Source organism: Polyangiaceae bacterium, assembly GCA_016715885.1.
Taxonomy (GTDB): domain Bacteria; phylum Myxococcota_A; class Polyangia; order Polyangiales; family Polyangiaceae; genus Polyangium.
On record JADJXL010000017.1, the window covers coordinates 154,784 to 171,200 of the forward strand.

At 59.3% G+C, this 16,417-nt stretch carries 14 protein-coding genes; 8 read left to right on the forward strand and 6 right to left on the reverse strand.

Annotation, left to right across the window (positions count from 1 at the left end):
- Positions 1 to 18 precede the first annotated feature (18 nt).
- A complete protein-coding gene (locus tag IPM54_20375) occupies positions 19 to 1,641 on the reverse strand; it encodes a Na+/H+ antiporter (protein MBK9262146.1) in 1,623 nt (540 codons plus the stop codon).
- 18 nt (positions 1,642 to 1,659) lie between these two features.
- The gene (locus IPM54_20380) at positions 1,660 to 3,771 is read right to left on the reverse strand and encodes a protein kinase (GenBank protein ID MBK9262147.1); all 2,112 of its coding nucleotides are present in this window, start codon (positions 3,769 to 3,771) and stop codon (positions 1,660 to 1,662) included.
- Positions 3,772 to 4,143: 372 nt separating this feature from the next.
- Here IPM54_20380 and IPM54_20385 point away from each other — a divergent pair, with 372 nt between their 5' ends.
- The 8 genes from IPM54_20385 (at position 4,144) to IPM54_20420 (ending at position 11,498) form a co-directional block, all read left to right on the forward strand.
- On the forward strand, positions 4,144 to 5,271 hold the full coding sequence (locus IPM54_20385; protein MBK9262148.1) for a hypothetical protein: 1,128 nt from the start codon (positions 4,144 to 4,146) through the stop codon (positions 5,269 to 5,271).
- 24 nt (positions 5,272 to 5,295) lie between these two features.
- Positions 5,296 to 6,516 carry a hypothetical protein gene (locus tag IPM54_20390; GenBank protein MBK9262149.1) on the forward strand — a complete coding sequence of 407 codons (1,221 nt, stop codon included), beginning with the start codon at positions 5,296 to 5,298 and terminating at the stop codon, positions 6,514 to 6,516.
- Complete coding sequence (locus tag IPM54_20395; protein ID MBK9262150.1) at positions 6,455 to 6,736, forward strand: AHH domain-containing protein; 282 nt, start codon at positions 6,455 to 6,457, stop codon at positions 6,734 to 6,736. The genes IPM54_20390 and IPM54_20395 overlap by 62 nt, the downstream gene beginning before the upstream one ends.
- Positions 6,723 to 7,316 (forward strand): hypothetical protein, encoded by a 594-nt coding sequence (locus tag IPM54_20400; protein MBK9262151.1) that lies wholly within the window; start codon positions 6,723 to 6,725, stop codon positions 7,314 to 7,316. Before IPM54_20395 ends, IPM54_20400 begins: the two co-directional genes overlap by 14 nt.
- 927 nt (positions 7,317 to 8,243) lie before the next feature.
- Positions 8,244 to 9,374, forward strand: a complete 1,131-nt coding sequence (locus tag IPM54_20405; protein MBK9262152.1) for an RHS repeat-associated core domain-containing protein — start codon at positions 8,244 to 8,246, stop codon at positions 9,372 to 9,374.
- Positions 9,374 to 9,661: a hypothetical protein gene (locus IPM54_20410; protein ID MBK9262153.1), complete on the forward strand. Its 288-nt coding sequence runs from the start codon at positions 9,374 to 9,376 to the stop codon at positions 9,659 to 9,661. The genes IPM54_20405 and IPM54_20410 overlap by 1 nt, the downstream gene beginning before the upstream one ends.
- A 117-nt stretch (positions 9,662 to 9,778) precedes the next feature.
- The gene (locus tag IPM54_20415) at positions 9,779 to 10,177 is read left to right on the forward strand and encodes a hypothetical protein (protein ID MBK9262154.1); all 399 of its coding nucleotides are present in this window, start codon (positions 9,779 to 9,781) and stop codon (positions 10,175 to 10,177) included.
- 421 nt (positions 10,178 to 10,598) lie between these two features.
- Positions 10,599 to 11,498, forward strand: coding sequence for a hypothetical protein (locus IPM54_20420; GenBank protein MBK9262155.1), 900 nt, complete (start codon positions 10,599 to 10,601; stop codon positions 11,496 to 11,498).
- A gap of 140 nt (positions 11,499 to 11,638) precedes the next feature.
- Here the strand turns inward: IPM54_20420 and IPM54_20425 are convergent, their stop codons facing one another.
- The 4 genes from IPM54_20425 to IPM54_20440 form a co-directional block, all read right to left on the reverse strand.
- The gene (locus tag IPM54_20425; GenBank protein MBK9262156.1) at positions 11,639 to 12,493 is read right to left on the reverse strand and encodes a fatty acid desaturase; all 855 of its coding nucleotides are present in this window, start codon (positions 12,491 to 12,493) and stop codon (positions 11,639 to 11,641) included.
- Between the two features lie 148 nt (positions 12,494 to 12,641).
- Complete coding sequence (locus tag IPM54_20430) at positions 12,642 to 13,538, reverse strand: hypothetical protein (GenBank protein MBK9262157.1); 897 nt, start codon at positions 13,536 to 13,538, stop codon at positions 12,642 to 12,644.
- A gap of 8 nt (positions 13,539 to 13,546) precedes the next feature.
- Positions 13,547 to 14,941, reverse strand: coding sequence for a metallophosphoesterase (locus tag IPM54_20435; protein MBK9262158.1), 1,395 nt, complete (start codon positions 14,939 to 14,941; stop codon positions 13,547 to 13,549).
- Positions 14,942 to 15,016: 75 nt separating this feature from the next.
- The gene (locus IPM54_20440; GenBank protein MBK9262159.1) at positions 15,017 to 16,273 is read right to left on the reverse strand and encodes a lysine-2,3-aminomutase-like protein; all 1,257 of its coding nucleotides are present in this window, start codon (positions 16,271 to 16,273) and stop codon (positions 15,017 to 15,019) included.
- Positions 16,274 to 16,417: the final 144 nt, after the last annotated feature.

The window sequence follows — 16,417 nt, forward strand, 5'->3', positions numbered from 1 at the left end:
TTCGGCGCCGTCCCCCTGCTATTGCGGAGCCGATTCACTCGTTTCGACCGTCGCTTCCGCCGGCTTCGCCTCCCCACCTTCGGTATCCGCGTGTTCCTCGAGCAGGTCGATTTCCGTATCGACTGCGACGATGAGCTGACTTGCCACGTCGCTGCTGATGTTTCCGGTGTGCGCCGCATGCGTGAGCGCCGCACGCTCAGCCGCGAGAAGACGCCGCTTCGCCGCTCGATCCTGCTGCTCGCGTAATTCCGCGGCGCTCAGATGCAAGTCGCGGAGAGCCAATTCTGCGTTTTGCGCACGCGCATTGTATTCTTTCTCGATATCGTCCAATACCCCAGCCGGAAATGCCCGCTCCTTGCGCATTTGCTCAATTTCCGCGAGCGCCGCGCTGAGGCTCAGCAAACGGCCGTGATCCGTCTGATATTGCTGCTCGATTTCGCTTTGCACACCAGCTATCTTCAACCACTTGAGCAGCGGGCCCATGGTCAGCCCTTGCGCCAAAATGGATAGGATGACCACCCCGAACGTCATGTTCACGAGCAATTCGCGATGATGGAAACCCGTTTCGATACCGAGCACGAGCACCATGGACAATGCGCCACGCAAACCCGACCACGTTGTGACTGCCGACCATGCCCAGGGAATTCGGCCTCGCGTGGGCCGAAGGATGAGCGACACGCCGTAAACGACGAAGGCTCGCGCGAGGATCACCACGACGAATGCCGTGACGATGGGCTTCCACGTCGCCAAAAGCGAAGTCAGCTCGACCTCGAATCCAATCAGCAAAAATACGATGGAATTCAACGCGAATGCGAGGTATTCCCAGAACGTCTCGACGGCAATGCGCGTCGTCGGCGTCATGCCCACGTGAGCGGCGTAATTGCCGCACAGCATGCCCGCAACGACCGTCGCCATCACGCCTGACGTGTGGAATCGTTCTGCTATGACAAACGATCCGTACGCCGCGATCATCGTCACCGTGAGCTCGATCATCGCCTCGTCGATGCGCCGAATCACCTGACTTGCTGCAAACCCCACGAGCGCCCCGACGAGCAGTCCACCTCCGGCGACGCGTACGAATTCGAGCGACGCGGCCGATACCGTGAATTCGCCGCCCTTCGCAACCCCGAGAACGATGGTAAAAAGCACGACCGCCGCGCCGTCATTGAGCAAACTTTCGCCTTCGATGAGCACTGCGAGGCGTTTGGGCGCGCCGAGCGACTTGAAAATGCCGACGACGGCAATGGGATCGGTGGAGACGATGATCGCACCGAAGATCAATCCATCGATTGCCGTGAAATCATTGACGAAGTGGAGCGCATTCGCGACGGGAACCAGAATCAACGCGATGAGCACGACGGCGATGGCGACGCCGGGAATCGCCATTGCGATGATCGGGAAGCGTTCCTTCCAAAACTTGCGCACGTCCAGGTGAAACGCCGCCTCGAAAATGAGGCCCGGAAGAATGACCGCAAAGAGAAAATCTTTCGTCAGGTGCGGTGGCTCGAATGCGTGTGCGCCCCCGAGCACGAGCCCTGCGATCACGAGCGCGACGGTATAAGGAATTTTTAGATGACGTGTCGCGATCGCGACGGCGGTAGCAACGCTGAAAAGCAATACGAATACGAACTCGAAATGCATGTTCCTCGACGACCCCGTTCAGCTCGATTCCAACACCACCGATGTGCTTCGCCAACCACCCACGTCGCGTGGCGCGATTTTCACGCCTCCTCCGCGTGCATCCACCACGCGCACGCCATCGCCAAAAAACGCAATTCCAACGAGCGGCGGCGCATTGCTTTCCTGCTCGAAATAGCTCCGCCAAACCGGGCCGGATTCACCTGCATGCCGTCGCAACACTCGGCTCGCGGTGACCAGCCACGGCAGTCCTACGGGATCGAATCCCATCGCCACAGGGCGATCCTTGGCCTCCACGTCTTCAATGGCAACGAGCCCCCGATCGAGCCGCAAAACGAATCCGTCGCCCGCCGCCCACGAAGACCTATCCACGCCCGCCAATGCAGCGTAAAGCGGCGTTTTGTCCGTGACTCCGGCCGCAAAGACCGACGTTTGCCCGTCGTGACTCATGAAAAGCGCCCGAGCTCGCGTGCCTTTCGCATTCGCGCCCACCACGAGCACGCCATAAGGCCCGGATGACATGGCGAGCACGCGCCCGCCAAGCGGTAATGGAATCGGTGTCGCCCACGTTTCGCCCGATAACGTCCACAATTCCGGAAGACTATCTTCGTCCCCTCGCGTCGCCGCCGTCACGACGCCGAACATGTGGCCATCACCAATCGCTGCTTCAATGTGATTGGGCCGGTCGGGCACGGGCACCGCAATCAATTGCCCCGGACGCACCAGGCGCACGTGCGATGGTCCCACCAGCGCATAACCCGATGACGGCCCTCGGACGACATGCGTGGTCGCTGCAATCACAGCGGCATCCTCGGCAGGCACGGGCACAGGCACGACGCGATCTTCCCACACATGAAACAAATGCCCCCCGAGTCGCGCCAAACCCCGACCATCCGGTTGAAATGCAATATTTCCCGGCCTGAGCGGCGGCAAAAGCGCCCCGCGCATTTCAATCGGCGCAACGTCCACGATTTGCGCCAGCGGCTCCAGCGTCAAAAGCGGCTCGCTTGCCAAGCGCGTCGAACAATATGCCGCCCGATCCTCTCGCGCCGCCCGAGCCTTCCAGCGCATGGCCACCTTTTCGAGCAGCGGAAACAGCCGATTCGCAAATGCCCCGACCGACATGAACCGAGACGGAGCGTCACGCGGAGCAAGTGCCATCGCTGCCGCATCGTCGCGTAGTCCCTCGGGCAATGCCGGCGAACCACCTTGCATCAGCACGCGATCGATTTCTTCGAGCAGTATCTTGTCGGCAGCAAATCCAGGATGAAGCCGAGCGGCCGTGAGCAGCGATCGGCGCTCGCCCGTAACCAAAAACCCATTGTCCCACGGACCTCGACACCAATGTTCCCCTCCCAGGACAAACCATATCACTGCGGCCAGCGCATGCACGTCCGTCCACGGCCCGACGAGCGGGTTTTTCTCTCCGGGACGCGAAAGCCACTGTTCCGTTCCCGCATATTCACGTGTCAAGGCCGCGATCGTGTACGTGGCGCCATCGACCCGAGATATTCCGCAATCGGCGATCTTGGGCGTTTCATCCCCAATGGGCCCCACCACGAGCACGTTGTCGGGTTTCAAGTCGCGATGAATGATCCCTTCGTCGTGCAGCGCCATCACCCCTTCGACCATACCGCGACAAAGCCGCAATGCTCGAATGGGGTCCGTGCCTTCCGGCGCTCGATTCACGCGATCCGCGAGCGACGAGCCATCCAGCCCTCCATCCACGTACTCGAGCGCCAGCCAGGGAAGTTTTACTTGACGCCCGCGCACGTCGACCGGCGCTTCCCCGGCCCCGTAAAACCCCACGACAAACTCGGTCGGCGGCACCCGCCCCATGATCCGCCCGAGCGCCGTTGCTTCGCGCTGCGCAAGTTGCCCCGCCAAAATGCCCTCTTGCGCCAAATCCGTCACCATCGCCGGCTTCATCATCTTCACCGCGATTCGGCCCGGACAATGCGGCGACAAAGCCTGCGACCAGCGCGCTGCGTCGACTTCGGCCAGAAACACCGTCGACATCCCGCCCACGCCGAGGAGCTGCGTCAAACGCGCTCCCGTCAGGCTCCCGCTCGCATCCGTCAGCGCAGGCGTACCTCGCGCAAGGTCACGAAGATCGGCGTCGAACGAACGCAAGAAGGGCATCCTCGGAATTCTCGCTCGAGATGGTAAACGGACCACGACCGCACGTAAAGCGGACAAACGCATCTTGGGCGTCCGCGATTCGCCTAGCTTTTGTGCGGAGTCGAAATCTTGCGAACCCCCTTGACATTCTCCAGAAGGCGCCCCCTGCGACACTCCGCGCCGGGCTGCGCCGTCGAAAGACGAGTGCACACATCAGGAAACGCATCGCACGAGCTTGTTGTTCGAACCGTTGATACGGCGTGGGGCGGCGAGCAGTGATCTCATGCGCTCCGCTGCTAGGACAAACAATGCCCGATCTACGTGCAGTTTTACCTCGACGATGGAGGCGAACCGGGCTCATCCTGCCCGCCGGAGGGTTTTGTTATGAGCACCGTTTCACGTGCGGGCTTTGTTGTATTGGCGGCACTTGCGTCCTTTTCATGTGGTAGCGACGAAGGACCTCCTGGCATTGGCGGCGCAGGCATTCCGCTGCCCAATGATGAAGGGCCCACCCCATCGCTCGTTTGCCCATCGTATGCGGGTGACCATGCATTCCCCGAAATGGCGGCGCTCGATATGGCGAATGCGTCGAACATTGGAGCGATCGATGGCGCATTTTCCGTAACGCCCACGGGCAGCGCGCAGGTTTCGATTCGATTGACCCTCCCGCCGTCTCGCTGGGCTCCAGTGCTCGGTATCGCTTACGATAGTCATGCGTCGAGCGGCATTCTTGGCAAGGGATTTGTCTTGTCGGGGCTGTCTTCCGTTCATCGCTGCGGATCCAATCTTGCGCAGGACGGCACGATTCGAGGCGTCCAGCTAAATGCAGACGATCACTTCTGTATCAATGGTGCAAGGCTCGTTCAAATCAGCGAAGGCAAGGATTCCATTGGCACGTTTGCCGAATATCGAACAGCCATTGATTCGCATACCAAGATTCTCGGCTATGGTGCACCATCTGCTACCGGCTTCGACCCGACGTATTTCGTTGCGTATTTGTCGAATGGAAACATCGTGCATTATGGCAAGAGCACCAACGCTCGTCTTCGATGGTGTGGCGGCGTCACACGCGCGTGGAGCAAGGAGCTGGAAATCGACCGGCGAGGCAACACGATTCGGTATGCGTATTTCGCGGACAACGGCGCTACGAAGGATGCGACGACGCGCGAGCAAGTCATTCAAGAAATCCGCTACACCGGGTTCATCGATGCAAACGGCACGGAGACGCTCGGCAATGCGAGCGTCGAGTTTCATTACGATGACGACGATCGATACGGAAAGCTCTTTTACGAGGGTGAAGAGGTTTCTCGAAGGATGCGCCTCGTCAGGATCGACATGCGCAAAACTGGCGAGCTCGTCCGGTCCAACCGATTTACGTACGAGGACGACACGGCAACGAACGAAGCGTTGCTCGTAAAGGTCGACGAATGCGCACACGTGCCTCGCTTCGTGTACGACCGGAGCGGAAATGCCAGCAAAGACGGCGCGAACCACCGTTCGCATTCGTGTTGACACGCCTGTGTTCGATCGTCGACCATGGCTGTCATGCAGCATTTGCTCAAGCTTTTCAGCGTTGCGTTGTTGTCGTTATTTCGTCGACTGCCGCATCTTCTGGTCTGGCTGACGAGCGTTCTATGCGCGCTTTGGGCGACGGGTTGCGCTTCCGCGGTCCCTGTGTCGCGATCGATTCCGCCTGAGCGCGTATTCAACGTGTGCTGGAAGCCGCCGGAGCTTGGTCCCGGGGTGTATTTCGATTTCCGGACGGAAGACGGCGTGGCTGCGTCGACGTCGGGCGAGGAGGACCCACGGCACATCAAATATGTCTACAAATACGACGCAGATGCGCCCGCAAGCCATTTGCGATTGCTTCCATTGAGTCGCGTGGACGCGTGGTGCCCGCACATTCCGCAGCCGAGCATTTTGGAGGTGCCCGCGTTCGAACCAGAGCCCGAGCCATGTATTGTGCCCAGATCGGATGCACAGCACCTGCTCGGGCAAACGTCGGAGGTTCCGATTCGGAGTCCATTTTTATGCGACAAGCAGCCGCGCATGGCGTTTACGCCGCAAGAGCTGATGCTCATGCGCGCTCGCAATTTGGCGTATCAATCGGCTTACGATCTAGCCAACAAGAATGGCAAAGCGTACGCATACGCTGCAGCCGAAATGGAGGAGCTGCTCAACAAGGATGCTTCTTGGCTGAAGCGCGCATTCACGTCGGATCCGGGGAAGCTCGAAGAGATTCAGAAGCGGATCACGGATGCGCTGAATTCAATCGAGGAGCTGCCCGAATACAGCGATCCGGGTCTGGATAGCTTGGCCATGGCCGGTTATCAGCTTGGATTCGAGAATGGCAAATTCGAGGTCGAAGCAAAGCTCTTTGCCATTGATGCGGGCATTCTGATTTTGGAAGTGGTGGCGCTCGAAATCGCGTTAGGCCCGCTGGGCGGGGCGAAGCTTTTGGCTTCGGCGGCGACCAAAGGGACGAAGGCCATGAAAGCGGCCTTCACCCGAGTGGGAAACATTCCCATTTTCATTCCCGGTGCGACGAATGGGCTCGGTGGACTCGTGCGCGCGCCACGTGCTGAAGGCTTTGAACAGGTATCACGCGCGGAAGTTAGAACGGGCCATGTTCGCGGAGGCCAAATTGACGGGAAAACCGCTCGTGAAATTGGCGACCGACGAGACGCATCACATCGTGGCGACGGGGAGCGACAAGGCCAAGAAAGCGCGCAAGTTGCTGGAAGAATTTGGCATTGACATCGACCATCCTGCGAATGGAGTCTTCTTGCCAGCGACCAAAGGCTCGCCTAATCCAAACGGGTCCATCGTGCACAAAATCTTGGGGAACAATAAAGAGTACTACAGAAAGGTCGAAAACTATCTTGGAAAATCCACATCCCATGCTGACGCGCTTCAAAGACTCCGACGAATCGGCGAAACTCTAAAAGATGGAACCTTCTTCCATGCGATTTCATAAACACATCGAGAGCACGGGCTACGAAATCCTTCACTGTGTCGATGACGAAGGTTGGAAAATATTCCGCGAGTTGGACGGCTCATCGCGAAGCAAGACGTGGAATCCCGTTCGTGTTCGTCGTGTGCGTCCTTCGCGTCGCGAGGCTTTCCGTGCTTCCGATAGTCCCTATTATGGTTCGGAATGCCTGATGTTTCGACGCTCTGCCATCGATGCGCTTCAAGACATCCTGGATGCGCATGGTGAGCTGTTACCTCTCGAAGACGAGGGCGGCGTGGAACTATTTTTACACAATACGCGTGCACTCGACGCGTTCGATCATGAGTGTACCGTGGGTTCTCGGGACGAAAACGGGCGAATCGAAATGGCCAATAACCACGTCTTCATCCCGTCCGTCGTGGAAGGTGTGGACATCTTCAAACAGGCATGCCCACGAGCAGGTACGATCTACCTCTCCGATCGCTTCGTTCAGCGCTGGAAGCAAGCCAAACTAAAAGGCCTGGATTTCGTCCTCGCCTGGGATTCGGATTTGCCCCCGGAAGCGCAGCCGAACGTGTGGACGTCGAAGCCCATCAAGCTGTGAGTGAAGTAGCGAAACCGATTCGACGGCAGCAGCCACGACCGCACACCTCGTCACTTATTTGATTCGCGATCAATACGGCAACCTGACCAACACCATTGCCGAGGACGACCTTGGCAACCATCGTGAAGAATGCGTCACCTACGAGCCAACGGGTACATTTCCCTGGGCTGTGCGTAATGCCGCCGGGCACACGTCGTACATGCATTATCACCACGGGCTTGGTGCTCCGTTTTCGATGCGTGATGCCAATGGGCTCGTCACCAAATGGCGCCTCGACCATTTTGGCATTACGGTCGAGGAGCAAACGCCCGATGGACTCGTGACGACGTTTTCAGCGGAGCGCGTCAAGAAGGGTGTATGGACGACGCATATCAAAACGTCGATGCCGGGGCACGGTGCGCGTGAAACGGTATTCGATTCGGTCGAGCGGCCCGTGGAAATGCGCGTTCGCGGGCCGGACGTGGATACCGTGGGTATCTCCGCATTCGGTAAGAGCGTGTGGATTGTTCAGGACAAGCGATACGACTTTCTCGGGCGGCTCGAATGGCAAAGCATTCCGCGCATCGATGGCGACACCATTGCGGAGATGAAAGGGTCGACGTTCGAGCATGACAACGCGGGGCGCTTGACGAAAACGGTCACACCTTGGGGCGCGCCGATTACGCGCGTGTACGACCACGACAAGGTGACCACGATCGAGCCGGGTCCCGCGGGTATTCCGACGATTGCGAGGTCGGTCGAGCATGACCCGCTCGGCAGGCCCATCGAGGTCACTGACGCGAATCAGGGCATCACGCGACACGTGCACGGTCCCTTCAATGAATTGCGCCGCGTCGAATTGCCCGATGGCACCGCACGCGAAACAACGCAGGACGACTACGGACGCGTGGTTGTCGAAGACGATCCCGACCGAGGCAAAACGAGCATTTGGGCTCGGTCGACGTCATTACGGATGCGGCCGGTCAGGAGATCGACCGGCGCAGCTTTGATGTATGGGGCGCGCCGAGGGATCCGAAATGGGGCGGCAATGGCGCAGCATCGCAGAACGTGTCCACGCGTCGCGGTTTTACGTGGCACGAATGGGATGACGACGTCGGGCTCGTCAATGCAAAGGGGCGCATTTACGATCCGCACATCGCGCGCTTTTTGCAGACGGATCCCGTCATTGCGGACTTGCTCGACGCCCAAACGCAGAATCCGTATGCATACGTGTTCAACCGGCCGCTCGTGTTTACGGATCCGAGCGGGTACGATGCGGAAGCGCACAGCATATTGTTGCAAGGCACGGGCACGCCGGGGTATGTCACGCCCGAGCAGGCACAATTGGTGCAGGACCATCAGAAGACGTGGCTCATGCAATGGTCACGCGAACGGCCAGCGACAGCACCGCCTCAGCAATGGGTCGTGGAATGGGGGCCTGCGGGTGCGGATCCGGCGCCATCGTCGCCTGAAAAGGTGGGCCCGGGCAATCTCAGCGCGGGCGAGCAGGTGCTTTATGGCGTGGGCGAACGGGCTATCGAGCTTGGTCCGGAATTGGCGGTGGGACTTTTGTTCAATTTCGTCGGGGCGGGCGCGTCGGGGGGTGCAACGGCCAAACCAGGAAGCGGGAGCTTCGATGGAGCGGGCGTTCGCGTCATTGACGACCTGAACCAAGCAAATCCGCTTTACGGCGCAAGCATTGGCGTGATACAGCTTGGCGAGGCACACGAGAAAGGAGATTACGTCGGCATCGGGCGAGCCGGGTTGGATGTCGTGACCGTGGTGGTCATGACGGCGATTACGCTGAAGGCGGGTGGGGGAAAGAAAAGTCGCAGTAAACTAAGCACACAAGCGCAGCGAAGCATTCGATCTTGGGAGGCCGAGATGGCCAAGCACCAGCAGAAGCTCGAAGCCTACAAGGTGAATCCAGATGCCTTCGACAACAAGGGTTTTCTCAAGAACGCCCCGACGCCGGAGATCCGACAGAGAATTATCGAAAGCCGCATCCATCATCTGGAAACAGAGATCATGAATTTTCGAAAGCTGATCGATCAAGCAAAGCTTGGAGGTGGAGGCTAATGCGTGTCACAACCGAGGAACTTCGTGCTGCCGCTCTCGCTTTGCTGGAGCACCTGGACAAAACCGGGCAAAAAGAATTTGAGATTGAAGAGGACTACTACTGGTTTGTCTCCCAAGAGGAGGTTTACAACCCGTACCAATCGCCAAAAGAGCTTACATTGGGTCAGCTTTCGCACGACTTGGAAGAAATGCAGGCGCTCGCGCATCACAAGCGCGAACCTTTGGGCTATGCGATGGTCTGGCTTGCCGCTGTCATGCGGAGGGTCGGAGAGAAATCTGTCGGCTGAGCACGCTGTCGCTTGAAAACGCTGACAATGCTTAGCGCGCAGTACGCCTGCCGATTCATCGCGGACAAGCGCTCCGTTAGCCTCGTCGAGATCGCAGCGAGCGAGAGCGAACGGACCGTGCGTGTCGCAACGGGAGCGGGTCCCGGCTGGGAGATCGTGCTTCCCATATGGTTCCTCCCGTCCGTTGCCATGCTCGGGGACACGGTCGCGGTGTGGGCAGCCACGAGGCTCTTCTTCTTGGCTAGCGGCAAGCACGCTGTGCGCGCCGATTTCGACGACGAGGTCCACGCCGTGTACGCTGTCGATGCAAACTTTTGCGTGGTCGGCGAGCTATCAGTGTCGATTTACGACGCCGACCAAAGCGTGATTGTGGATCGCTTCCAGGCAGATGATGTCTTGGGAACAAGCTGGTGGGAGGGCGGAAGGCTCTTCGTCAAGAGTGGCTCGGAAAATCCGTACACGTTCAATCCGTCTGCCTACGCTGTCCACCCAGATCCTCAACACAAGCGCAAGTGAGCGCGTTGAACATCGACGCCTACGCACGGCTTCCACCCCCCTCCCCCTCCTCGTCAACCCTCTCCACTCCCCGCCACCGCCCATCCACGCCACGTCGTGCCTCGACGCCACGCTTCCCATCAGCGTGATCCCTCCAGACCGCCCTCGACGCCACCAAGTCCATCGCAAACCCCGCCCCGTCGACCGTTGACCAAACCAAGTCAGCCGCTCTTCTCCCTCGGTCGAGCTTCGACGCAACCAAGTCAGCCGCTTTTCACGCGCCGCGAAGCCTCGACCGAATCGAGTCGGCCGCCTGGAAACAGCGCGTCAACCTCACCGCGCCCATCCAATCCACGGAACGCTCGACGTAACGCCTTCACGTAGGCCGTACGGCCGTTCGAAAAGACTTGCAACGCTTCTACGACGGGTATATCGCCGAAGTATGGCAGGGATCATCACAATCAGCCTTCGTACGGGGATCCTGACCCTGTATGAAGAATTCTTCTTTACGCGCGGACGGGTTCGCCGCCATCCGCTGACCAAAGCTCTTGCGGCCGACTTCGAAGCGTTCGCGCCCAAGCTGCAAGCAACGCTGCTCGAAGAGCTCGGGCTCATCGCAAATCGCCACGAAGCAGACGCGGGCGTCGATTTCGTCGACGAGGACCTCGACGGGTTGACCGACGCAATCGCCGCGGTGACGCTCATCGACGCGAAAGGTAATCGCGATGCGGCTCCGTATTCGATTTACTTCAGTTCGCAACGACCCAGTGAATTGCGTCGTCCAACGCTAGGGGCACAATTGGATTCCATGCGGTCGTGGCCTTCGTCGTTGAAATTGTCGCCAAACGAATTGCTCGTCGGGCATGGCGCGAAATTGGAAACGAAGATCGCCGAAGCGGACGATTGCGCGAGCTTTCAACAAAAAGCATACGCGCAGCTCTCGGATTATCGCACCGTGGGCGCTCGGAAGAATTGCATCGACGAATTCAATGCGAGGCGCAAGGCATTGCATGGCAAACTCGGAGAGCTTCAACATCAGCACCCCGAGCTTGGCAAAGGCTGGGCAGATTCGTTTTTCCGACAAGGTAGTGGATCGGAGAAACCGACGCTGCGGGAACTGGACAAACGTCTCGCGGCCGCCGAGGCAGAAGTGCAATACTTGAAAAAACAACGCGACGATCTGGCGGCGCAAGAAGAAGCGGCAGCGCGAGCCAAAGCCGACGCGGAGCGAGCGCAACGATTGGCAGAGCTTGCGGCGGCGAAAAAAGCAGCGGCCGACTATGCAGCCCGCATCGCCGAGCTCGAAAGCGCGCTTGGCGAAAAGACACTCCTCACCCCCTAACCCGGCTGAGGGGTGGGGTGCGTGATTGTTCTTGACAACGCAAGCACCAGACCTCGACCCGCCGGAGGAGCCGCGAGGGCCGGAAAAACTCGGGCTCCTACCGAGGCTCCGTGCCCTGAATCAGGGCTTCGTTCAGCCTTTCAATTCGCCGGTCGCGACGACACCACGAGCCTGCGCATGCTCGTGACCAGCGCTTTGACGTGATCGCCGACCGTGTACGGCAGCTCGGCGGGCACGTAACAGTCGGCCGGAATCTTGTCTGCGATCTCGTCGTGAAGCGCGGGAAGCTTCGACCAATGCACGCCCGGACGATAATGATGCGCCGTGTGATACCCGAGGTTGCCCGTCGCGATGTTGTACACGCCGTGAATCGTGTTGTTACACGCGACAAAGTGCGAATCGGTGCTCTTGCCCGCGTGATGGATGTGCGTCGCGTACACCGTTCCAAAGATCGAAATCAGCATCGGAAGGATGAACACGCACAGCGCCGGAAGAGGCCGCAGGAAGGTCAAACCCGCGACGAGCGTGATGATGAAGAGCGTCGACAAAAGCAGCACGCGTTGATGCGCCGGATAACGGTCGCCCACACGCCACGCGCGCGGATATGCCTGAAGCGTGTTCCACACCGTGTACTTGAACCAGCCCATCGTGCTGCCGTCGTCATCGGTCCAGCCCGATTCGTCCTTGCTCTGATCAAGGTAATTCACGTGATGCCCAAGCGAATGGTGCAGCACCCACGCGTTGCTCGCGACGCCCGTTTGCAGCGCATACATCTGCTCGAGCAGCCGATTCAGCACGTTCGACTTGAACGTCGCGACATGCTGGTGGTGATGGTTGAACGCGCAAACGCAGCCTTTGGGAAAGATGCCCACGAGCGTCCACCCAACGAGCGCCCAGACGTTGTCGACGAGCGCATACATCACAAGATCGATGCAGAAGAGAAGCGTAAAACAGAAGACCGGCAATCGATCCTCCCGATATCGAAAGATGCGCATGTAAGCCTCGTCGAAAAGCGCTCGGTTTGACCGCAACGGCTTGGAAGAAGGAAACTACAGCACGGACGTCCGCACCGTGACGACAATAGCAGCACGCGCGAGCCGGAAAGGACTTTCATTTCCCGGCGCGTTCCGTGTCATTTTATGGTCAGCGAGGCTGGGTAAAGGGGGAAGGCGCCGTTCGCGGGGGCTTCGTTACAGGCGCAGGCGCTGGCGCTGGCGCCTTCTCGTCCTCGGATGGAACGATGACCGGCTGCTTTTTGCGATCCGGCCATCCTTCGTGCCGACACCAATCGAAATCCACGGCAAGCGTCGTCCCGTCATGCAATTTCACGCGGGCGAGCACCGTCGATTCGCATGCAAATACGTTGAAGTTTGCCTCGAACGGCGGCGCCGAGCCACCTTCGATGGCATTTCTCATATAATATTTGGGGCTCAAATGATACACGACGCGTTCGACATTCCCTCGATGCGCTTCGGGCAAATCGAGCGACAACTGCACCTTGAAAATTTCTCGACCCGAAGTTCCTCGTCCCGGCGTCACCGTGATGTTCGGCGTCAGGACAAACCCCTGCGGAGCCTTGCCCGCTTCCTCGATGAGCAGCGGCGCGGCGCCCACCGCATCGTGATCTACTTGTGCCTCGGCGGACGCTGCGCTGGCCGGAAGCGGTTTGTCGTAACTCGTCCCCTGTGAGCCGCCCGTGTTGTGCGCTTCTTTTTCCGAAAGAATACGCTGCTGATAACCTTTCTTCGTTGCTTCGAGCTCTTTGACTTCCGCCTCGAGTTTTTCCCGAACTCGGATGGCAGCATCGAGTTTTTCCTGTTCGGATCGTAATTGTTGATCGAGCTCCCCGCGAGATTGCTCCACGCGCGTTACTTGCGCCTGTTTGTCCACGATATCGCGAGCGAGCCGCAAAACGAGCATCGCCGTCACCGCGACGAGCGCCAGCGTGAGGACCACACTCGACCGGCGCCGCTTGCGCGCTCGGGCATCGAGCAGCGAAAACTGCTCGTCGATCTTCTGTTTGTCGTCCCCATCCATCATGAAGCCTCTCAGACCATACGATGAAACCGCTCGTCCAGCATTTGCACGAGTTTGTCATCCCAGTGCGTGGTACAACGACGATAGCCATCGGCGAGGAATTGCAATTTGTCGTGCACGTCTCGGTACGACGCGAGCCGCATCGGCAATGCAATGGATCCGGCGAACAACAATGCCAGCCCCCCCGATACCGATAGAACGGGAGAAAGCTGACCAATCAAATAAAAGGCGAGCGCCACGGCGGCGCATGCGGCAGCCATGACACTCGCGACTTGCACGCGAAATGACATTCGATGCGATTCGATCGCTCGTTCGATGTGCTTGATTTTGACTTGCACGCGTCCCAAACGCGTCAAGCTCGGTGGCGATGGTTCCACGTGAGCATGCGCGTGATGCTCTTCATGGTGACACGCGTTTTCGTCGACCGGGCCAAACCGCAATACTTGCACGTCTTCGCCCCGTCCCGCGTCCGCCCATTCCATCGTTTGCGGGTTGTATTCCCGGCGAATACGCCTGCCTCGCGTCGAGCTTTCGACGACGATGGCTTGATACGCAATGGCCAAACTCCATTCTTTACGCCCATATTCGGCCACGCCGGCGCTCGCTGCCGATGCGACGGCAAGGCTCCAGCCATCGACGTCGAAGGAAACTTGCCAATCGACGTGTTGATGACCATGCAGCGCAATCGAGAAATGATGCCTCGCGAGCCACCTTCGCGTCCCTGCGGCATCCTCCATGACGCTGTAATCGGTGCGCCGAGTGCCTTCGGGGCTCTCCAGGTGATGGTGCATCACTGCAATGCGAAATTTCTTGTCGTCCTCCGTTCGCTGCAGGAACGTCTCGGTAAAATCGCGTTGCCCGATTCCCACGGAGCCGTGATCGCGTTTTTGCGCCGCATCGAGCTCTTCGCAGGAATTGAACGCGACGACTTCGATCCCCTGGTTGAACATTTGGGAATCGAAAACATGGTGATCGACACGCTGGTGCGCCGGCGTGTCCGGAGCAAATGCAGCTCTCGCGCTTCCGTACAGAGCATTCCTTATTTCGTCGTAATGCTTGTATCGATGGTCTCCGTCGCGCAAAACGTCGTGATTCCCGGGCGCAATGACGATGCGCTCCGTGGGCAAACCCAGGCCCTCGGCGAGACCTCGAAGAAACGAGATGGCAAGTGGCACGCCGCTCGCGCTCCCGCGATCGAGCAAGTCACCCGAAACGACGACCAAATCCGGCTTGATTTTTTCGTGCCGCAGATCGTAAAGCAGGCTTCCAAGCAATCCGCGACGATTGTGCGGCGCGACCGCCAGCTCCGTCGCCTCTGTATTCCAGTAATGCCCCTTCGCTGTCGGATCACAAAAGTGCAGATCCGAGATGTGGAGCAGGACGAGCCTCGTTCCACCAGGCGGCATGAAGCCGATGAAAAAAGATTTCGGTTGAGATGTCAAGCAAAGACGCGGCGTCGAGGCACCTCGAACACGCCCCGGTCACTCTTCCCTTGTCGGCGGATACACGTGCCGGCCTCCCCACGGATCTTCGACTTCGCGCACGCCCCCTTCCCCCTCGGGCCCCACGTAACTCGGCCCCGCCGGTACCTTGCCAAACCCACCCGGAATGTCGAGCACGTACGTCGGTTGCGCTATCCCGGACAAACTTCGACGCAATTCGCGTACAATGGTTTGTCCTTCTGTTATGGACGTCCGAAAATGCCCCGTGCCCACGGCCAAATCGCCGTGGTGCAAGTAATATGGTTTTACGCGCAACACCACAAGCTCGCGGAAAAGCGCGGCGAGCGTCTCCGCATCGTCGTTCACGCCGCGAAGCAGCACGGTCTGCGCCAGCATCGGAATCCCCGCATCCACGATTCGCGCGCACGCGCTTCGAGCTTCCGGTCCGAGCTCCTGGACGTGGTTCGTGTGCAAAACGACGTAGGTCGTGAGTCGCGAACTGCGTAAGGCTCGAATCATCGCCGCATCGATCCGCGATGAATCGATCACGGGCACGCGCGTGTGGACGCGCAATACGCGTACGTGCTCGATCGACGACAGCATGTCGACGATTTCGGCGATCTTCTTCGGGGGCAAAATCAAAGGATCCCCGCCGCTCAGGATCACTTCCCATACTTCACGACGACCGCGGATGTAGTCGATGGCTCGGCCGAGCTCTTCGCGCGAAAGCGATTCGCTTCCCGGTCCTACCTTTTCGCGACGAAAGCAGAATCGACAATAGGCGGGGCAGACGTGAACTGGTTTGAGCAGCAACCGATCGGGGTACCTGTGCGTGATGCCTTTGACCGGCGTGTGCGGGTCGTCGCCGATCGGATCGACGCGCTCTTCAGGCAAAATCGTCAGCTCGCGTTTGGTTGGGACAAACTGCCGCGCGATCGGGTCGTGCGCGTCCGCGTGCGACATGAGCTCCACGAGGTCCGAGGTGATCGCGACGTCGAAGCGATCTGCGACGCGCTCCAGAACTTCGAGCTCTGCGCGATCCACGAGCCCTTTGTCCACGAGCTCGTCCACGCGACGCACGGTCTTCTTTCCATCGTCGCGTTTGCACTCCAAAACCCTCGCCGCCACCAGCCAACTCCTGCTCGATGCGTACCGTTGCGGCGCGGAAGCTAGCACGTTCGGCGAGGCGCGTGCATCGCACCGCGCCGAATGATCACGTGCACACTCGGACGAACGTCGTCGACGCAGAGCGGTACCTGGTCTCGACGGCGTCGCCACAGCTCGCTCGATCGACATGGTACCTCCGACCGCCGTGATGCTTTGTGCACCAAGGAACTGAGCGTCTTGAATCCGCACGTCGACGAACTGCCCCCAAGAGCTCGACGCCGAAGCGGAACTTGCGCGGCTACGTGCTCTCCTGGCCGAACGCGAGCGTCCTAC